The following is an 18,001-nucleotide window of genomic DNA, read 5'->3' on the forward strand; positions in this document are numbered from 1 at the left end:
CGTTGCGCGTGCCGCTCGGTCAGAGCCTGTCGGGCGTCCTGATGCCCAGCAGGGCCATGCCCTGGTGCAGGGTGCGGGCCGTGAGGTCCACCAGGAACAGACGGTTCTCCACGACCTCGGCCGGGTTGTCGGCGGACAGCACCTGGCACTGGTCGTAGAACGTCGTCAGGTGCGACGCCAGCTGGTAGAGGTACGCGGCCAGCTTGTGCGGCTCGTAGTCCGCCGCCACCTCCAGGACCGTCTCGGCGAACCGGTCCAGGTGCAGGCCCAGGGCGCGTTCCGCCGGGGCCAGGGCCAGCTCCGGGTGGGGCACCGGGCGGGCCTCGCCCGCCTTGCGCAGGATGGACCGGATCCGGGCGTAGGCGTACTGGAGGTAGACGGACGTGTCGCCGTTGAGCGAGACCATCTGGTCCAGGTCGAACTTGTAGTCCCGCACGGCGGAGGTGGAAAGGTCCGCGTACTTGACCGCGCCGATGCCGACGTAGCGGCCGTTCTCCGTGATCTCCTGCTCGGTCAGGCCCACCTTCTCGGCCTTCTCGCGCACCACCGCCGTGGCCCGCTCGACGGCCTCGTCCAGCAGGTCCTGCAGTTTGACCGTCTCGCCCGCACGCGTCTTGAACGGCTTGCCGTCCTTGCCGAGGACCGTGCCGAACGCCAGTTGCGTCGCCGTGACGTCCTCGTTGAGCCAGCCGGCCCGCCGCGCCGTCTCGAAGACCATCCGGAAGTGCAGGGCCTGCCGGGCGTCCACCACGTAGAGGAGGGTGTTCGCCTTGAGGTGGAAGACACGGTCGCGGATCGCGGAGAGGTCGGTGGCCGCGTAGCCGTAGCCGCCGTCGGACTTCTGCACGATCAGCGGGACCGGGTTGCCGTCCGGGCCCTTGATGTCGTCGAAGAAGACGCACAGGGCGCCCTCGGAGCGGACCGCGACGCCCGACTCCTCCAGCAGACGGCAGGTCTCGGCCAGCATGTCGTTGTAGCCGGACTCGCCGACGATGTCGGCGTCCCGGACCTCCATGTCCAGCTTCTCGAAGACGGAGAAGAAGTAGATCTTCGACTCGTCCACGAACTTCTGCCAGGTGGCCAGCGTGTGCGGGTCGCCGGCCTGGAGGTCGACCACCCGGCGGCGGGCCCGCGTCTTGAACTCCTCGTCGGAGTCGAACTTCTTCCGCGCGGCCTTGTAGAGGCGGTCGAGGTTCGACATCGCCTCCTCGCCGGTCACCTGGGCGTCCTTGTGGTCCAGCTCGTGCGGGTGCTCGTCCAGGTACTGGATGAGCATGCCGAACTGGGTGCCCCAGTCGCCGATGTGGTGGCGCCGGACCACGTTCTCGCCGGTGAACTCGAGGAGCTGGACGACCGCGTCGCCGATCACCGCCGAGCGCAGATGGCCGACGTGCATCTCCTTGGCCACGTTCGGCTGGGCGTAGTCGATCACCGTCGTGCCCGGGTTCGCAGCGGTCGGCACGCCGAGGCGGCCCGCCTCGTCCGCGTACCGCGCGGCCAGGTTCTCGGTGATCGCCCGGTCCGCGATCGTGATGTTGAGGAAGCCGGGGCCGGAGACCTCGATGTCCTGGATCAGGTCACCCGTCACCACCTGGGCGACGACCTGGGCCGCCAGTTCCCGGGGGTTCGCCTTCGCCTTCTTGGCCAGGGCCAGGACGCCGTTGGCCTGGAAGTCGGCCCGGTCGCTTCGTCGCAGCAGCGGGTCCGCGCCGGCGGCCTCCGGCAGGGTGGCCGAGAGGGCGGACGCGAGGTGCTGCCGGACGTTGTCGCTGAGGGACGTGACCGAGGCCATAGGAATGGGTGCCGTTCTCCTCGTGGGGCGGATGGTCCCGGCCAGTATCCCATGGGGGGTAAAGCCGTTTTCCCGGTCGCCGCACGGTCTGTGAGAATGGGGTGTCACCCCGTTCAGAAAGAAGGACGTGCCGATCGTGGCTCAGAGCACCGAGACCACCGACTGGGTCTCCCGTTTCGCGGATGAGGTCATCGAAGAGTCGGAGCGCCGGGCCCCGGGCAAACCGGTCGTCGTCGCGTCCGGACTTTCCCCCTCCGGTCCGATCCATCTCGGAAACCTCCGCGAGGTCATGACCCCGCACCTCGTCGCCGACGAGATCCGCCGCCGCGGCCACCAGGTCCGGCACCTGATCTCCTGGGACGACTACGACCGCTACCGCAAGGTCCCGGCCGGCATCGCGGGCGTCGACGAGTCCTGGGCCGAGCACATCGGCAAGCCGCTGACCTCGGTCCCGGCACCGCAGGGCTCGGCCCACCCGAACTGGGCCGAGCACTTCAAGGCCGCGATGGTCGAGTCGCTGGCCGAGCTGGGCGTGGAGTTCGACGGGATCAGCCAGACCGCGCAGTACACCTCCGGTGTCTATCGCGAGCAGATCCTGCACGCGATGAAGCACCGCGGCGACATCGACGCGATCCTCGCCCAGTACCGGACCAAGCCGAAGGCCAAGAAGCCCCAGCAGAAGGCCGTCGACGAGGCCGAGCTGGAGGCCGAGGAGGGCTCGGGCGCCGCGGCCGAGGACGACGGCAGCTCCGGCTCCGCCGGGTACTTCCCGTACAAGCCGTACTGCGGCAACTGCGAGAAGGACCTGACGACGGTCACCTCCTACGACGACGACAGCACCGAGCTGGCGTACACCTGCACCGCCTGCGGCTTCGCCGAGACCGTCCGGCTCAGCGAGTTCAACCGCGGCAAGCTGGTCTGGAAGGTCGACTGGCCGATGCGCTGGGCGTACGAGGGCGTGATCTTCGAGCCGAGCGGCGTCGACCACTCGTCCCCGGGATCCTCCTTCCAGGTGGGCGGGCAGATCGTCGGCATCTTCGGGGGCAAGCAGCCCATCGGCCCCATGTACGCCTTCGTGGGTATCAGCGGCATGGCGAAGATGTCGTCCTCGCGCGGTGGCGTGCCGACCCCGGCCGACGCGCTGAAGATCATGGAGCCGCAGCTGCTGCGCTGGCTGTATGCCCGCCGCAGGCCCAACCAGTCCTTCAAGATCGCCTTCGACCAGGAGATCCAGCGGCTCTACGACGAGTGGGACAAGCTGGCGGGGAAGGTCGCCGACGGCTCCGCCCTGCCGGGCGACGTGGCCGCGTACACCCGTGCCGTGGGCACCGCCGCCGGTGAGCTGCCGAGGACGCCTCGTCCGCTGCCGTACCGCACGCTCGCCTCCGTCGCCGACATCACCGCCGGGCACGGGGACCAGGCGCTGCGGATCCTCTCCGAGCTGGACCCGGAGCAGCCGCTGGGCTCGCTGGACGAGGTCCGTCCGCGGTACGACAAGGCCGAGGCGTGGATCAACACGCACGTGGCCGCCGACCAGCGGACCATCGTGCGGGACGAGCCGGACGGGGAGCTGCTGAAGTCGCTCGACGAGGCGTCCGCGCAGTCGGTGCGGCTGCTGCTCGACGGGCTGGCCGAGCACTGGTCGCTCGACGGGCTGACGCACCTCGTGTACGGCGTGCCGAAGGTGCAGGCCGGGTTCTCCGCCGACGCCACGCCGAAGGAGCTGCCGGCCGAGATCAAGACGGCTCAGCGGACGTTCTTCGCCCTGCTGTACCACCTGCTCGTCGGCCGGGACACCGGTCCCCGGCTGCCCACGCTGCTGCTCGCGGTCGGCCAGGACCGGGTACGCAAGCTGCTCGGTGAGTAAGGCCGGGTGAGGCCGAGCGAGCGGGCGTGAGCCCGCAGCAGCCGCACGGCAAAGGGGGCCCTCCTTCCGGGAGGGCCCCCTTTCTCATGCCGTCACGCGATGTGGTCCTCTTCCAGTTCCGCGTTGAAACGGTTGGTGAAACGGTTGACCATGCGGTCCGTCTCACGCACCGGGAGCGTGAGGCCGTACGTCGCCTCCACCGCCTCGCCGAACTGGTGCGGCGTGGGGAAACTGCCGTCTATCGACTTGCGGAAGACCTGGTAGAAGTCGTCCTCGGTCGGATTCGGCTCCGGCACCCCGCCGCCTCCCCCGAGCTCCCGGGTGCGGGTCCGGCTCACCGGGATGGGAAAGCTGCCCGTCTCCTCCGGGGAGGGCTGCTGGAACTGCTGCGGGGGCTGGTCCTCGTACCAGTCCTCGTACTGCTCCTCGGGCTCGTACTGAGGCTCCGGGGGCGGTTCGTAGGCGGGGTCGTACCCGCCGTGGTACTCGATCTCGCGCTGAGCCTGGAACCAGGGGCTCTCCTCGTCCACCGGGGGTTCGCCCGGGTACTGCCCGCCGGCAGGTGCCGCCTGCGCGGGGACGGCCGCCGACTCAGCGGCACGCCCGCCGGCGACCGCGGCGGCGGCCCCGCCCGGCGTGGCGGCCCCGCTCGGCGTGGCGGCCCCGCCCGGCATGGTGGCGCCGGCCGCCACGAGCTGCGGCTGTCGGGGCGCCGTGGGCACCAGCGCCGGATCGATGCCCGCCGCCGCCAGGCCCGCCGGGGCCGTCTCCGCCAGCGGGACGCCGTACCTGGCCAGCCTCAGCGGCATCAGCGACTCCACCGGAGCCTTGCGGCGCCAGGCCCGGCCGAAGCGGCTCTGCAGCCTCGCCTGGTAGACGAGACGTTCCTGCTCCATCTTGATGACCTGCTCGTAGGAGCGCAGCTCCCACAGCTTCATGCGGCGCCACAGGAGGAACGTGGGGACCGGGGAGAGGAGCCAGCGGGTGAGGCGGACCCCGTCCATATGCTTGTCGGCGGTGATGTCGGCTATGCGGCCGATGGCGTGGCGGGCGGCCTCCACCGCCACGACGAAGAGGACCGGGATCACCGCGTGCATGCCCACACCCAGCGGGTCCGGCCAGGCGGCGGCGCCGTTGAAGGCGATCGTCGCCGCCGTCAGCAGCCACGCCGTCTGGCGGAGGAGCGGGAAGGGGATGCGAATCCAGGTCAGCAGCAGATCAAGGGCGAGAAGGACACAGATGCCCGCGTCGATACCCACCGGGAACACGTAGGAGAAGTTCCCGAAACCCTTTTTGATGGCCAGCTCTCGCACGGCCGCGTACGAACCGGCGAAGCCGATGCCGGCGATGATCAACGCGCCGGTCACGACCACGCCGATGAGTACGCGGTGCATCCGAGTCAGCTGCAGTGGCGCTGCCACTCGTACTCCCCTCCCATTGCGTGTTGTTGCGCGCAACAGGGTGGCACACGTGTGCGGCGAACGCGCTGCCGGTCAGCCCCTACGGCCCTCCGGTCAGCTCTTCTTCACGGCCGACTTGGACGGAGATGCGCTGGAGGAGGACGACTTGGACGGGGCCTTGGAGGCGGACTTCGACGCCGACTTCGAGGGCGAGGCCGGCTCCGTCGTCGGCGAAGTCGCCCCGTCGCCCTTGCCGTTGGCCGACGAGACCGCGGCCACGATCTCCTTCAGCGCATTCTGCGCGTCCTTCGCCAGATCGTCGGCGTCGGGGGTCTTCTCGCCCGCGAGACCGGCGCCGTTGTAGTCCACGGTGACCACGACGTTCTCCACCCGGGCGACGACCGTCTGCTGCTTGAACAGACCTTCCTTCTTCTTCAGGTCGTAGCGCACCGTCGTCGCCTCCGAGCCCGTCCCGGACAGCGGCACGACCTTGGGGTTCTTGGCGCCGTCCACCGACTGGGCGTCCTTGACCTGCTGGGAGTAGTACGTGTGCGCCTGGTCGTCGCCGGCGCCCCGGGCGGTGTCCGAGTCGAAGCGGAGCAGGGAGACGTTCAGCCAGCGGAACTGCGAGCCTTTGACACCGTTGTTGTCCAGGCTGTTCCAGGAGCACGAGGCGCGCGACGACGGATCGTCCGAGCTGCCCTTCTTGCCCGACTTCGCGCCCTGCGGGACCAGATCGGTCAGGGTCTTCTTCGACAGCGCCGAGCACGGCTCGGGAAGCTTCTGGTACGCGGCGGCCCGCACGGTCGGGGACGCGCTCGCCGAGGGCTGCGAAGTGCCGCCCGTGGTCGGCTGGGTGCTCTCCTGACCGGACTTGGCCTTGGAGTCGCCGGAGTCCGAGGAGCAGGCGGCGGTGATCAGGACCGCGGGAACGGCTGCCGCGCAGACAAGGGCGCGGCGCAGGCGCTTGACTCGCTGGGCGTGGGCACGGTCGTCTCGCTGGGCTGCTCGCTGCATGGTTCCTTCACTCGTGACGCTCGGTGTTCGTGCGGGTTCCTGCGGGGCCACGGTACGCGGTGAGGGAGCTGTGCGGCTTCCGTTCGGGTGCTTTGCGGGCGGGGGCCGGTGCGGTCGGCGAAGCCGTCAGCCGCCCAGCGTGTCGGCCAGTTGTGCGGCCAGATTACGGGCCCTGTCCTGCATTTCCTCGCTGTCCGGGACCGTTCCGGTGGCCGTCGGCTGCTCCTCGTACTCGAGGGTGACGACGACGTTGGACGTGCGGAACACCACAGTGACCGTCCGCTGTTCGGCCGTCGAACCGGACGTGTTCGCCTGGTCGTCCAGATACGCCTCGTCACCGAGATCGGTGAGCGTGCGGGGCTGTAGCTCGGCGGCCGGGGCGCCGGACTCCGAGGACCCCGAGGCCCCGGAGGAAGACCCCGAAGGCTCCGAGGAGGCCGACGACTTCGGCGACGTCGACGACGGATCGGACGCGGGCGAGGAGGCGGCCCCGCTGGGGGAGTCCTTCGAGGACGACGTCGGTGCCGGGGACTGGGGGGTTGACGAGGAGGCGCTCGGCGCCGGGAGGTCGGCGGCCGTCTGCTTCTCCTGGTACAGCTTCTGCGCCTGGTCGTCGTCGCTGACCATGTTGTCGTACGACACCACGCGCTCGAAGTCGACGGAGAGGCGGTCCGTGGCGCCGGCCGACTCGACCTTCCAGTGGCAGCCGACCTTGCGGTCGGTGTCGTAGGTGAGCGTGGCCTCGCCCCGGTACGCCTGGTCCCGCTGGGCGGGGTCGGCGATCTGCTGGATACCGGGCAGCAGCGAGTCCAGGGCGTCGTGGCCGACCGCGCCGCAGGGTTCGGGGAGCGTGTGGTACTTGCCGGGCTGCGCGGCGACCGTGGCCGTGCCGGCGCTGCCCGGGTTGGCGTCGTCCGGGTTGGCGCCGTCGTCCGTGGAGCCGCTCGTACAGCCGGCCAGCAGCGCCGCGAGGAGGGCGGCGGTGCCGGTTACGTACGCCTTCCGCTGCACGGTCGGGCTCCTCTCGACGGTCTGTGCTCGCTCGGTGCTCCAGTGTCCCCGCCTGTTATTCGCTTGCCGCGGCGGGGCGCCCCCTGGAGACAATGTGTATCGCACGCACTGCCGTGGACGCCGGTCCCCCGTCCCTTTTCATCGACCTTGGCGTGGCTTTTGCGTTTTGCTGCCTTCAAGACTTTTGTTGTTGCTTTCGGGGGAATGAGGAAGATATGTCGTACGTGGAGATGCCGGGCGCCAAGGTCCCGATCCGCATGTGGGCGGATCCGGCGGCGGTCGAGGACGTGGCTCTGCGCCAGCTCCAGAACGTGGCGACCCTGCCGTGGATCAAGGGCCTGGCGGTGATGCCGGACGTGCACTACGGCAAGGGCGCGACGGTCGGCTCGGTCATCGCGATGCGGGGCGCCGTGTGCCCGGCGGCGGTGGGTGTGGACATCGGCTGCGGAATGTCGGCGGTGAAGACGTCGCTGACCGCGAACGACCTCCCGGGGGACCTGTCCCGCCTCCGCTCGAAGATCGAACAGGCCATTCCGGTGGGGCGGGGGGCGCACGGTGATCCCGTCGAGCCCGGCTCCTTCCATGGGCTGCCCACGGCGGGGTGGGACGACTTCTGGAAGCGGTTCGACGGAGTGGCGGACGCGGTCAAGTTCCGGCGCGAGCGCGCGGTCACGCAGATGGGAACCCTCGGCTCGGGAAATCACTTTGTTGAAGTCTGCATAGACTCGTCCGGTGCCGTGTGGCTCATGCTGCACTCCGGGTCCCGGAACATCGGCAAGGAACTCGCCGAGCACCACATCGGCGTGGCGCAGAAGCTCCCGCACAACCAGGGCCTGGTCGACCGCGACCTCGCCGTCTTCGTGTCGGACACTCCGCAGATGGCGGCCTACCGCAACGACCTGTTCTGGGCGCAGGAGTACGCCAAGTACAACCGCACGCTCATGATGGCGCTCCTGAAGGACGTGGTCCGCAAGGAGTTCAGGAAGGCGAAGCCGCTCTTCGAGCCGGAGATCTCCTGCCACCACAACTACGTGGCGGAGGAGCGGTACGAGGGCATGGACCTGCTCGTGACCCGTAAGGGCGCGATCCGGGCCGGTTCCGGCGAGTACGGGATCATCCCGGGCTCGATGGGCACGGGTTCGTACATCGTGAAGGGCCTGGGCAACGAGCTGTCCTTCAACTCGGCCTCGCACGGCGCGGGCCGGCGGATGAGCCGGAACGCCGCCAAGCGGCGCTTTACGACCAAGGACCTGGAGGAGCAGACCCGGGGCGTGGAGTGCCGCAAGGACTCCGGTGTCGTGGACGAGATCCCGGGCGCCTACAAGTCGATCGACCAGGTCATCGACCAGCAGCGGGACCTGGTGCAGGTCGTCGCGAAGCTGCGGCAGGTCGTCTGTGTGAAGGGCTAGGCGCGGTGAGGGGCGTGGCGCGTGTTCGCCGCGCCCTTGCGGGTCACTCGTGCACCGGCTGGAGCGAGTCCAGCCAGCGCAGCAGGCGTTCGCTCTCGCGGCTCACGATGTCCGGCTCGCGCAGGGCGTTGGCCAAGAGGGACATGCCCTGGTAGCCGGAGACCAGGGTCAGGGCGAGGTCGTCGGGGGCGGGCAGGTTCAGGGCGCGGAACTGGGCGGCCGTCCAGTCCAGCAGGCGGCGGAGCACCGCGCCGGCCTCCGCGTCCAGTGTGCCGTCCGTGCGCTTGCCGAGTTCGACGGCCAGGGTGCCGATGGGGCAGCCGTACCGGGCGGCGCTCTCGCGTCGGGCGACCCATGCCTCGACCAGGCCCTTGAGGCGGTCGCGCGGATCCGGCAACCGGCCGAGCCGGCCGGTGAGTTCGTCCAGGCGGGTGCGGTGCTCCGCCAGTGCCGCCCGGACCAGCTCGTCCTTGGTCTTGAAGTAGTAGTAGACGTTCCCTACCGGTACGCCGGCCTCCCGCGCGATGTCGGCGAGCGTGGTCCGCTCCATCCCCTGCTCGTGCAGGACCCGGGCCGCCGCCGCGGTGAGCCGTTGGCGCTTCTGCGACGCCCGTACCCGCCGCTCCACTGAGTTTGTCACCTGACTGACCATAGACAGGGCCCGAGAGGGCGAGGCGGTGGGCCGGCGCGCTACTTCGCGTGCCGTACCGCGTAGATCATCACGAACGCCAGGAAGTGGATGCCGAAGAGGAAGTAGGCGAGGAAGTACCAGACCTGGCGTTCGTCCTTCGTCTCCTGGGCCAGGCGGCGCTTCTCCAGGCAGTCGTCGTCGTTCGTCACGACTCCCGGTGCACCTTGGTGTTGGACGCCTGGGCTCGCGGGCGCAGGACCAGCAGGTCGACGTTGACATGGCTGGGGCGGGTCACCGCCCAGGTGATGGTCTCGGCGACGTCGTCCGCGGTGAGGGGCTCGGCGACACCCTGGTACACCTTCTCCGCCTTCTCCTTGTCCCCGCCGAAGCGGGTCAGCGCGAACTCGTCCGTCTTGACCATGCCGGGGGCGATCTCGATGACCCGGACCGGCCGGCCGACGATCTCCAGGCGGAGGGTCTCGGCCAGGACGTGGGAGCCGTGCTTGGCGGCCACATAGCCGCCGCCGCCCTCGTAGGTGCCGTGGCCGGCGGTGGAGGAGACGACCACGACCACGCCGTCACCGCTCGCCACCAGCTTCGGCAGCAGGGCCTGCGTCACGTTCAGGGTGCCGATGACGTTCGTCTCGTACATCGTGCGCCAGTCCGCCGGGTCGCCGGTGGCCACCGGGTCCGCGCCGAGGGCGCCGCCCGCGTTGTTGACCAGGACACCGATCGTCTTGAAGGCCGTGGCGAACTCGTCCACGGCCGCGCGGTCCGTCACGTCCAGCTGGTACGCCAACGCCGAGTGCCCGGCCTTGGCCAGCTCCTCCGCCAGGGCCTCGATGCGGTCCTTGCGGCGGGCGGTGAGGACGACGCGGTAGCCGGCCTCGGCGAGCTGCCGGGCCGTGGCGGCGCCGATGCCGCTGCTCGCGCCGGTGACGACGGCGATGCGGGAGGCGGCGGACGGGGCGGCGGTGGCCATGGCTGCTCCTGGGACTGCGTCGGGACCTTTCGTCCAGCGTAAGTGAGTCTCAGCCGCCGTTCCGTGGCGCCCACATGATGACGGCCATCCCGGCGAGGCAGATCAGCGCCCCGGTGATGTCCCAGCGGTCGGGGCGGTAGCCGTCCGCGACCACGCCCCACAGGATCGAGCCGGCGACGAAGATCCCGCCGTAGGCGGCGAGGATGCGGCCGAAGTGGGCGTCCGGCTGGAAGGTGGCGACGAAGCCGTACGCGCCGAGGGCGAGGACGCCTCCGGTGATCCACAGCCAGCCCCGGTGTTCCCGTACGCCCTGCCAGACCAGCCAGGCGCCGCCGATCTCGAACAGCGCGGCGACGACGAACAGGGCGGCGGAGCGGAGGATCGGCATGGGGGCAGCTTCCCACGCGGCCGTCGCCGCACTCGGGCGGCGGTGTCCGGCGGCCTTGTCACCTGTTGGAGGGCGCCTGACGGGCGGCGCGCGTGGCATACATCCGTACGGCAGCGGGAGCGCGAGCGGGAAGTGGTGAGGGCCGTGCGGATGCGGGCGTGGGTGTTGTCCGGGGTGTGTGCCGGTGCGGTGCTGGCGCCGGGGGTCGCGGTGGCCGCTCCGGCTCCGGATGCCGATGTGACCCTCCACGGGACTGTGGTGCTGGACGGGGACCAGGTGGAGGTGCGGCTGACCCCGCGCAACGACGGGCCCGCCGCCGTCACGGACGCCACGGTCCGGCTGCGCTGGTCGGTGGCGCTGGCCGACGAGCAGGAGCTGCCCGCCCGGTGCCTCCGGGAGGACGAGCGGACGGTGCTGTGCGGGACCGGGGCGCTGACCGTGGACGCGGCGGGGGAGCAGCTGCGGCTCCCCCTGCGGCTGCGGGAGCGGACGCCGGAAGTGACGCTGGAGATCGACACGGCGTGGAGCTCGGGCGTGCTGGACAGGGACCGGTCCAACGACCGGATGGAGGTGCTGGTCCTGGCCACGGGCGACCCGTACGCCTTCTGAACGCCCTCGGCGAGGGCGGCCCGTCAGTCGCTGTTCTCCGTGTCGTAGCGTGCGCGGGCCTCCTGGACCTCGTCGAAGTGGTTCTCCGCCCAGTCCTTCACGGCGGTGAGCAGGCAGGCGAGGCTGGTGCCGAGCGGGGTGAGCTCGTAGTCGACGCGGACCGGGACGGACGGGGTGACCGTGCGGCTGACGATGCCGTCCCGCTCCAGGCTGCGCAGGGTCTGGGTGAGCATCTTCGGGCTGACGCCGGCGATCTTGCGGCCGAGGTCGCTGTAGCGCCGGGGGCCGGTGGTCAGGGCGGCGACGACGAGGCTGACCCACTTGTCGCTGAGCCGGCCGAGGAGCTGGTTGGTGGGGCACGCGCGCAGAAAGGCGTCGTAGTCGGCGCGGGCCCGTTCGCGGCGCTGGGCCGCGGTCGTGGTCACCATGGTTTCTTCCCTCCGGGTCAGCTACGCACTCTCAGGTAACTACTTACTGTTCGATAGTACCTCTCCTACGGTTGGTGTCGCGGCCGGAACGTGCCGCGCGAACCGTCACGGTCCTGGGGATCGAGGAGAGTTGTCATGCGTGCTGCTGTGGTGAGGACGTTCGGCGGACCGGAGGCCGTGGAGATCGCGGAGGTGCCGGTGCCGGAGCCGCGAGCGGGGCAGGTGCGGATCAAGGTGGCCGCGGGGGCGCTGAACCCGGTGGACGCCGGGGTGCGTGCCGGCTTCTTCGGCGGGGCCGGCAAGACGCTGGGGCTCGGCTGGGACGTGGCCGGGACCGTGGACGCGGTCGGCGTGGCCGCCGCCTGGCAGGTGGGCGACCCGGTGGTGGCGCTCGTCCCGGGTGTGGCCGACCCGCTGGGGGCGCACGCCGAGTACGTCGTCGTGGGCGCGGGCGCGGCGGCGAAGGCACCGGCCGGGGTGGACGCCGTCCACGCGGGCACCCTGCCGCTGAACGGACTCACCGCGCTCCAGGCGCTGGACCTGCTGGACCTCGCGCCGGGCGCGTCCCTGCTGGTGACCGGGGCTGCGGGCGCGGTCGGCGGGTTCGCCGTGCAGCTGGCCGCGCACCGCGGGATCGAGGTGACCGGACAGGCCCGGGCGGGCGACGAGGAGCTGGTGCGGTCGCTGGGCGCCGCGCGCTTCACCGTCGGGGCCGCTCCGGGCGGCGTGGACGCGGTGCTGGACGCGGCGGTGCTCGGCGAACCGGCCCTGGAGTGGGTGCGGGACGGCGGTGCGTACATCGGTGTGCACCCCGGGGCGCAGCCCGGGTCGGTGCGCGGGGTGCGGACGGGGGCGGTGGAGGTGGCCGCGGACGGGGCGCAGCTGGCGGAGCTGGTCCGGCTGGTCGAGGAGGGGGTGCTGACCCTGCGGGTGGCCGAGACCTACGCCCTGGAGGAGGCCGCGAAGGCGCACGCCCGGCTGGCGGAGGGCGGCCTGCGAGGGCGGTTGGTGCTGCTGCCGTAGGGCGGTTTGCGTGGGTGGGCTGGTGCTGCCGGCGTCGGGTGGTCTGTGCGGGTGGGTTGGCGGCGCTGCCGCAGGGCGGGCGGCCTGCGAGGGCGGTTGGTGCTGCTGCCGAGGCGGCCTCGGGGTGGGGTGGTGGCGCTCGTCCCGGGTGTGGCCGACCCGCTGGGGGCGCACGCCGAGTACGTCGTCGTGGGCGCGGGCGCGGCGGCGAAGGCACCGGCCGGGGTGGACGCCGTCCACGCGGGCACCCTGCCGCTGAACGGACTCACCGCGCTCCAGGCGCTGGACCTGCTGGACCTCGCGCCGGGCGCGTCCCTGCTGGTGACCGGGGCTGCGGGCGCGGTCGGCGGGTTCGCCGTGCAGCTGGCCGCGCACCGCGGGATCGAGGTGACCGGACAGGCCCGGGCGGGCGACGAGGAGCTGGTGCGGTCGCTGGGCGCCGCGCGCTTCACCGTCGGGGCCGCTCCGGGCGGCGTGGACGCGGTGCTGGACGCGGCGGTGCTCGGCGAACCGGCCCTGGAGTGGGTGCGGGACGGCGGTGCGTACATCGGTGTGCACCCCGGGGCGCAGCCCGGGTCGGTGCGCGGGGTGCGGACGGGGGCGGTGGAGGTGGCCGCGGACGGGGCGCAGCTGGCGGAGCTGGTCCGGCTGGTCGAGGAGGGGGTGCTGACCCTGCGGGTGGCCGAGACCTACGCCCTGGAGGAGGCCGCGAAGGCGCACGCCCGGCTGGCGGAGGGCGGCCTGCGAGGGCGGTTGGTGCTGCTGCCGTAGGGCGGTTTGCGTGGGTGGGCTGGTGCTGCCGGCGTCGGGTGGTCTGTGCGGGTGGGTTGGCGGCGCTGCCGCAGGGCGGGCGGCCTGCGAGGGCGGTTGGTGCTGCTGCCGAGGCGGCCTCGGGGTGGGGTGGTGGTGCTGTCGGAGGCGGCGGGAAGGGGGCGTGGAGGGGGCCGGAATACCTGGGGTGGGGTGACCGTTGCAGGGTATAGTTGAACGGTCAACAACATGGAGGGTGAGCGACCATGCAGTTCGGGATCTTTTCGGTCGGTGACGTCACGCCGGACCCCACCACGGGGCGCACTCCGACCGAGCGCGAGCGGATCAAGGCCATGGTCGCCATCGCGCTGAAGGCCGAGGAGGTCGGCCTGGACGTCTTCGCGACCGGCGAGCACCACAATCCGCCCTTCGTGCCGTCGTCCCCGACCACCATGCTCGGCTACATAGCGGCCCGGACGGAGCGGCTGATCCTCTCCACCTCCACCACCCTGATCACCACCAACGACCCGGTGAAGATCGCGGAGGACTTCGCGATGCTCCAGCACCTGGCCGACGGGCGCGTGGACCTGATGATGGGCCGCGGCAACACCGGGCCGGTCTACCCCTGGTTCGGCAAGGACATCCGGGACGGCATCAACCTCGCCGTCGAGAACTACGCCCTGCTGCGCCGCCTGTGGAACGAGGACGTCGTGGACTGGGAGGGCAAGTTCCGGACGCCGCTTCAGGGGTTCACCTCGACGCCCCGCCCGCTGGACGACGTGCCGCCGTTCGTCTGGCACGGCTCCATCCGGTCCCCGGAGATCGCCGAGCAGGCCGCGTACTACGGCGACGGCTTCTTCCACAACAACATCTTCTGGCCCGCCGACCACACCAAGCGGATGGTCGAGTTCTACCGGAACCGGTACGCCCACTACGGGCACGGAACGCCCGAGCAGGCGATCGTCGGCCTGGGCGGCCAGGTGTTCATGCGGAGGAACTCGCAGGACGCGGTGCGGGAGTTCCGGCCGTACTTCGACAACGCGCCGGTCTACGGCCACGGACCCTCGCTGGAGGACTTCACCGAGCAGACCCCGCTGACCGTGGGCTCCCCGCAGCAGGTGATCGAGCGGACGCTGTCCTTCCGGGAGTACGCCGGTGACTACCAGCGCCAGCTGTTCCTGATGGACCACGCGGGCCTGCCGCTGAAGACCGTACTGGAACAGCTCGACATGCTCGGTGAGGAGGTCGTGCCGGTGCTGCGCAAGGAGTTCGCCGCCGGGCGCCCGGCGGATGTGCCGGAGGCGCCGACCCACCAGTCCCTGCTGGCCGCAGCGCGGAAGGAGACCGTCGCATGAAGCTCGTCGTCGTCTCGGCGGGACTGAGCGTCCCGTCCTCCACCCGGCTGCTGGCCGACCGGCTGGCCGCCGCGGTGGCCCGGCGGACGCCGGTGGACATCGAGGTGGTCGAGTTGCGCGACCTCGCGGTCGAGATCGCGCACAACTTCACCAACGGGTTCGCCGGTAAGGCCCTGGCCGCCGCGCAGGACGCGGTGGCGGGGGCCGACGGGCTGATCGTCGTCACCCCGGTGTTCAGCGCGTCGTACAGCGGGCTGTTCAAGTCGTTCTTCGACGTGCTCGACAAGGACGCGCTGGCCGGCAAGCCGGTGCTGATAGCGGCGACCGGTGGTACGGCGCGGCACTCGCTGGTGCTGGAGCACGCCCTGCGGCCGTTGTTCGCCCACCTGCGGGCCGTGGTCGTGCCGACGGGCGTGTACGCCGCCTCCGAGGACTGGGGCGCGGAGGGGTTGCCCGAGCGGGTCGAGCGGGCGGCGGGGGAGCTGGCCGTGCTGATGCCGTTGGCTGTGCGGCGGGAAGAGCCGGCGGTGCTGCCGTTCGCCGAGCAGCTGGCGGCGTTGCGGCGCTGATTTGCCCACCCACCCACCCGTCTCGGCCGACTGAAAGGTCACCGTCTCGGGTGGGGGTGGCTCGGTGGGCTGGCGGGGTCGGTGTCTTGGGTGGGGGTGGCTCGGTCGGCTGAAAGGTCGCCGTCTTGGGTGGGGTGGCTCGGTCGGCTGAAACGTCGCCGTCTCGGGGGGTGGCTCGGTGGGCTGGCCGGGTTGGGGGCTTGGGTGGGGTGGCTCGGTGGGCTGGCGGGGTCGGTGTCTTGGGTGGGGGTGGCTCGGTCGGCTGAAAGGTCGCCGTCTCGGGTGGGGGTGGCTCGGGCGGGTGGCGGGGTTGGGGGCTTGGGTGGGGGTGGGCGGCTGGAGGGGGGCTGGGGTGGGTGGCCGGGGGTGGGTGGTTTCGGGGGGTGGTGGCTCGGTCGGGTCGGTGAGAGGCCGGTAAAAAGGGTGATCGTCGGTCCATCGTGGCCGGTCGGACCGACGGGGGTCTTGGCAGACTGGGGAGGTGCCCCAGACTGTGCTGCTCGCCGAAGACGACCGTGCCATCCGTCATGCCCTGGAGCGTGCCCTGTCGCTGGAGGGGTACGAGGTGACGGCGGTCGCCGACGGCGTGGAAGCGCTGGCGCAGGCCCACCGCAACCCGCCGGACGTCCTCGTCCTGGACGTGATGATGCCGGGCATCGACGGCCTCCAGGTCTGCCGGGTCCTGCGCGCCGAGGGCGACCGCACCCCGATCCTCATGCTCACCGCGCTGGTGGAGACCGCCGACCGCATCGCGGGCCTGGACGCCGGCGCCGACGACTACGTGGTCAAGCCGTTCGACGTCGAGGAGGTCTTCGCCCGGCTGCGCGCGCTGCTGCGCCGCACCAGCGCGGCACCCCCCACCGGCGGCCCCGAGGAACCCGTACGGGAGGCGCAGGTCTCCGACCGGCAGCTGGAGGCCGCCGGCATCCGCATGGACCTCCAGGCCCGCCGGGCCTGGCGCCGCCGGCGCGAGCTGGAACTGACCCGCACCGAGTTCGAGCTGCTGGAACTGCTCGTGCGCAACGCGGGCATCGTGCTCGACCACTCCACCATCTACGACCGCATCTGGGGCTACGACTTCGGCCCGGGCTCCAAGAACCTCGCCGTCTACGTCGGCTACCTGCGCCGCAAGCTGGACGAACCCGGCGCCCCCCAGCTGATCCACACCGTGCGCGGCGTGGGTTACGTGCTGCGGGAGGACTGAGTGGGCCGCCGCTGGCGGCTGCCGGACGGGCCCCGGCCGAAGCTGGTCTCCCTGCGCACCACCTTCGCGGTCTCCTTCGCGGCCGTCACCGCGGCCGTCACGATCCTCGTCGGCATCCTGTCGTACAACTCCGCCGCACGGCTCGTCCGCGTCGACCAGCAGTCGGTGTTCGACCAGGTCGTGCAGGACGTGCGGGACGAGGTACGGCAGCACGCGATGGGGCCCGAGGACTTCTCTTCCTCCCGCCCCGGGCACGACCTGGTCCGCCCCGCCCGCACCGACGTCCAGGTGCTCGGCGTGCGGGGGCAGATCATGGACCACGGCAGCCCGGTGCTGCCCGTCACCTCCGAGGACAAGGGGATGGCGGTCGCCCGCCCGGCCGGGCAGGTCGTCCAGCACAAGGACGTACGGGTGGACGAGGACCTGTTCCGGATCGCCACCGTCTCGCTCGGTGACGGGCGGGGCGCGGTCCAGGTGGCGCAGGAGTTCAGCGACACCGAGGACCTGCTGCGGGCACTCCAGCAGCGGACGCTGATCCTGATGGCGGCGGTCGTGGTGGCGGCCGGGCTGTTCGGGTGGTGGCTGGCCCGGCGGATCACCCGGCGCCTGGTGGTCCTCACCTCCGCCGCCGAGGACGTCGCCCGCACCCGGCGGCTGGGCATCCAGGTGCCGGTGGCCGGCCTTGACGAGGTGGGACGGCTCGGGCGCGCCTTCGACCGGATGCTGGGGCGGCTCGCGCAGTCGGAGGAGGACCAGCGCAGGCTGGTGCAGGACGCCGGCCATGAACTGCGCACGCCGCTGACCTCCCTGCGCACCAACATCTCCCTGCTGCGCCGGATCGACGAACTGCCGCCCGCCACCCGGGAGGAACTGGTCGCCGACCTGTCCCAGGAGGCCCGGGAACTGACCGACCTGGTCAACGAACTCGTCGACCTCGCCGCCGGGCAGTCCGACGCCGAGCCGCCGCAGCGGGTGGACCTCGCCGATCTCGCCGAGGACGTCGTCGGGCTGGCCCGGCGCCGTACCGGCCGGGACGTCGTGCTGCGCACGAGCGGTGACACGACGACCGACGGGCGGCCCGGGATGCTCCAGCGGGCCATCTCCAACCTGGTCGAGAACGCGGCCAAGTTCGATCCGGACGGCAAGGCGCCGATCCAGGTCGTCGTCACCGGGCCGGCCCGGCCGGGCACGGTACGGGTGGATGTGCTGGACCGGGGGCCCGGGATCGCCGCCGGCGACCTCGTCCGTATCTTCGACCGCTTCTACCGCGCCGCCGACGCCCGCTCCCAGCCCGGCTCCGGTCTCGGCCTGTCCATCGTGCGCGAGGTCGCGATGGCCCACGGCGGAGCGCCGTTCGCCTTCCGTCGCGAGGGCGGCGGGTCGGTCATCGGGTTCACGGTCGGGGGCGGGATCACCGGGGGCGGCGGCTCCGGCTGACGGGCTGACGGGCTGACGAGCTGACGGGCTCACGCGCTGACGAGCTGACGGGCGGCCCGAGCGGGCCGCGCGGGCGGGCGCCGGGCAGGTGGGTGCCAGGTCGGTGGCGCCGAAGTGGTGGGTGCCGGG

Annotated in this window: 17 protein-coding genes and 1 pseudogene; 9 read left to right on the plus strand and 9 right to left on the minus strand. The window is 71.5% G+C overall.

The window, feature by feature from the left end:
* Window positions 1-19: 19 nt before the first annotated feature.
* Window positions 20-1,792 carry an arginine--tRNA ligase gene (argS, locus tag ACIGYR_RS24000; protein ID WP_391848063.1) on the minus strand — a complete coding sequence of 591 codons (1,773 nt, stop codon included), beginning with the start codon at window positions 1,790-1,792 and terminating at the stop codon, window positions 20-22.
* A 127-nt stretch (window positions 1,793-1,919) separates the two neighbouring features.
* On the opposite strand from argS, the gene lysS reads away from it, so the two are divergent.
* On the plus strand, window positions 1,920-3,659 hold the full coding sequence (gene lysS, locus ACIGYR_RS24005; protein WP_399596581.1) for a lysine--tRNA ligase: 1,740 nt from the start codon (window positions 1,920-1,922) through the stop codon (window positions 3,657-3,659).
* Window positions 3,660-3,751: 92 nt separating this feature from the next.
* On the opposite strand, the gene ACIGYR_RS24010 is transcribed toward lysS, so the two are convergent.
* From ACIGYR_RS24010 to ACIGYR_RS24020, 3 genes are all read right to left on the minus strand, one after another.
* Window positions 3,752-5,053, minus strand: a complete 1,302-nt coding sequence (locus tag ACIGYR_RS24010; RefSeq protein WP_399598560.1) for a DUF2637 domain-containing protein — start codon at window positions 5,051-5,053, stop codon at window positions 3,752-3,754.
* Between the two features lie 120 nt (window positions 5,054-5,173).
* Window positions 5,174-6,076 carry a DUF3558 family protein gene (locus ACIGYR_RS24015; RefSeq protein ID WP_399596584.1) on the minus strand — a complete coding sequence of 301 codons (903 nt, stop codon included), beginning with the start codon at window positions 6,074-6,076 and terminating at the stop codon, window positions 5,174-5,176.
* Between the two features lie 126 nt (window positions 6,077-6,202).
* Entirely contained in the window at window positions 6,203-7,087 is an 885-nt protein-coding gene (locus ACIGYR_RS24020) for a DUF3558 domain-containing protein (RefSeq protein WP_399596587.1), read from the minus strand.
* A gap of 215 nt (window positions 7,088-7,302) precedes the next feature.
* On the opposite strand from ACIGYR_RS24020, the gene ACIGYR_RS24025 reads away from it, so the two are divergent.
* Window positions 7,303-8,496 (plus strand): RtcB family protein, encoded by a 1,194-nt coding sequence (locus tag ACIGYR_RS24025; protein ID WP_399596590.1) that lies wholly within the window; start codon window positions 7,303-7,305, stop codon window positions 8,494-8,496.
* Window positions 8,497-8,539: 43 nt separating this feature from the next.
* Here ACIGYR_RS24025 and ACIGYR_RS24030 read toward each other — a convergent pair whose 3' ends face one another.
* The 4 genes from ACIGYR_RS24030 to ACIGYR_RS24045 all read right to left on the minus strand — a co-directional run bounded on the left by ACIGYR_RS24030 (window position 8,540) and on the right by ACIGYR_RS24045 (window position 10,497).
* Complete coding sequence (locus tag ACIGYR_RS24030) at window positions 8,540-9,124, minus strand: TetR/AcrR family transcriptional regulator (RefSeq protein WP_399598562.1); 585 nt, start codon at window positions 9,122-9,124, stop codon at window positions 8,540-8,542.
* Window positions 9,125-9,186: 62 nt separating this feature from the next.
* Complete coding sequence (locus ACIGYR_RS24035) at window positions 9,187-9,336, minus strand: hypothetical protein (protein WP_391848068.1); 150 nt, start codon at window positions 9,334-9,336, stop codon at window positions 9,187-9,189.
* Complete coding sequence (locus ACIGYR_RS24040; RefSeq protein WP_391848069.1) at window positions 9,333-10,109, minus strand: SDR family NAD(P)-dependent oxidoreductase; 777 nt, start codon at window positions 10,107-10,109, stop codon at window positions 9,333-9,335. The genes ACIGYR_RS24035 and ACIGYR_RS24040 overlap by 4 nt, the downstream gene beginning before the upstream one ends.
* Before the next feature lie 49 nt (window positions 10,110-10,158).
* Complete coding sequence (locus tag ACIGYR_RS24045) at window positions 10,159-10,497, minus strand: YnfA family protein (protein WP_103817826.1); 339 nt, start codon at window positions 10,495-10,497, stop codon at window positions 10,159-10,161.
* A 237-nt stretch (window positions 10,498-10,734) separates the two neighbouring features.
* Here ACIGYR_RS24045 and ACIGYR_RS24050 point away from each other — a divergent pair, with 237 nt between their 5' ends.
* Window positions 10,735-11,106 (plus strand): hypothetical protein, encoded by a 372-nt coding sequence (locus tag ACIGYR_RS24050; RefSeq protein ID WP_399596595.1) that lies wholly within the window; start codon window positions 10,735-10,737, stop codon window positions 11,104-11,106.
* A 23-nt stretch (window positions 11,107-11,129) separates the two neighbouring features.
* Here the strand turns inward: ACIGYR_RS24050 and ACIGYR_RS24055 are convergent, their stop codons facing one another.
* Entirely contained in the window at window positions 11,130-11,534 is a 405-nt protein-coding gene (locus ACIGYR_RS24055) for a winged helix-turn-helix transcriptional regulator (protein WP_399596598.1), read from the minus strand.
* A 135-nt stretch (window positions 11,535-11,669) separates the two neighbouring features.
* Between ACIGYR_RS24055 and ACIGYR_RS24060 the strand changes: the two genes are divergently transcribed.
* From ACIGYR_RS24060 to ACIGYR_RS24085, 6 genes and pseudogenes are all read left to right on the plus strand, one after another.
* Entirely contained in the window at window positions 11,670-12,557 is an 888-nt protein-coding gene (locus tag ACIGYR_RS24060; RefSeq protein WP_399596600.1) for an NADP-dependent oxidoreductase, read from the plus strand.
* Window positions 12,558-12,683: 126 nt separating this feature from the next.
* Window positions 12,684-13,328, plus strand: a pseudogene (locus ACIGYR_RS24065) (zinc-binding dehydrogenase); the annotation flags it as partial.
* Between the two features lie 245 nt (window positions 13,329-13,573).
* On the plus strand, window positions 13,574-14,662 hold the full coding sequence (locus ACIGYR_RS24070; protein WP_399596602.1) for an LLM class flavin-dependent oxidoreductase: 1,089 nt from the start codon (window positions 13,574-13,576) through the stop codon (window positions 14,660-14,662).
* Window positions 14,659-15,231 carry an FMN reductase gene (locus ACIGYR_RS24075; protein ID WP_391848074.1) on the plus strand — a complete coding sequence of 191 codons (573 nt, stop codon included), beginning with the start codon at window positions 14,659-14,661 and terminating at the stop codon, window positions 15,229-15,231. Before ACIGYR_RS24070 ends, ACIGYR_RS24075 begins: the two co-directional genes overlap by 4 nt.
* A gap of 481 nt (window positions 15,232-15,712) precedes the next feature.
* On the plus strand, window positions 15,713-16,435 hold the full coding sequence (locus tag ACIGYR_RS24080) for a response regulator transcription factor (RefSeq protein WP_391848075.1): 723 nt from the start codon (window positions 15,713-15,715) through the stop codon (window positions 16,433-16,435).
* Window positions 16,436-17,872 carry an ATP-binding protein gene (locus ACIGYR_RS24085; protein WP_399596606.1) on the plus strand — a complete coding sequence of 479 codons (1,437 nt, stop codon included), beginning with the start codon at window positions 16,436-16,438 and terminating at the stop codon, window positions 17,870-17,872. It begins immediately after the preceding gene.
* Window positions 17,873-18,001 lie beyond the last annotated feature (129 nt).

It is taken from the genome of Streptomyces sp. NPDC053076, assembly GCF_044546845.1.
In the GTDB taxonomy this organism is placed as follows: domain Bacteria; phylum Actinomycetota; class Actinomycetes; order Streptomycetales; family Streptomycetaceae; genus Streptomyces.

What these genes read in the sequence shown, in the direction of transcription:
- argS (WP_391848063.1), bottom strand. Translation starts at nt 1,792, where the DNA reads ATGGCCTCGGTCACGTCCCTCAGCGACAACGTCCGGCAGCACCTCGCG.
- ACIGYR_RS24010 (WP_399598560.1), bottom strand. Translation starts at nt 5,053, where the DNA reads ATGCACCGCGTACTCATCGGCGTGGTCGTGACCGGCGCGTTGATCATC.
- ACIGYR_RS24015 (WP_399596584.1), bottom strand. Translation starts at nt 6,076, where the DNA reads ATGCAGCGAGCAGCCCAGCGAGACGACCGTGCCCACGCCCAGCGAGTC.
- ACIGYR_RS24025 (WP_399596590.1), top strand. Translation starts at nt 7,303, where the DNA reads ATGTCGTACGTGGAGATGCCGGGCGCCAAGGTCCCGATCCGCATGTGG.
- ACIGYR_RS24040 (WP_391848069.1), bottom strand. Translation starts at nt 10,109, where the DNA reads ATGGCCACCGCCGCCCCGTCCGCCGCCTCCCGCATCGCCGTCGTCACC.
- ACIGYR_RS24045 (WP_103817826.1), bottom strand. Translation starts at nt 10,497, where the DNA reads ATGCCGATCCTCCGCTCCGCCGCCCTGTTCGTCGTCGCCGCGCTGTTC.
- ACIGYR_RS24055 (WP_399596598.1), bottom strand. Translation starts at nt 11,534, where the DNA reads ATGGTGACCACGACCGCGGCCCAGCGCCGCGAACGGGCCCGCGCCGAC.
- ACIGYR_RS24060 (WP_399596600.1), top strand. Translation starts at nt 11,670, where the DNA reads ATGCGTGCTGCTGTGGTGAGGACGTTCGGCGGACCGGAGGCCGTGGAG.
- ACIGYR_RS24070 (WP_399596602.1), top strand. Translation starts at nt 13,574, where the DNA reads ATGCAGTTCGGGATCTTTTCGGTCGGTGACGTCACGCCGGACCCCACC.
- ACIGYR_RS24075 (WP_391848074.1), top strand. Translation starts at nt 14,659, where the DNA reads ATGAAGCTCGTCGTCGTCTCGGCGGGACTGAGCGTCCCGTCCTCCACC.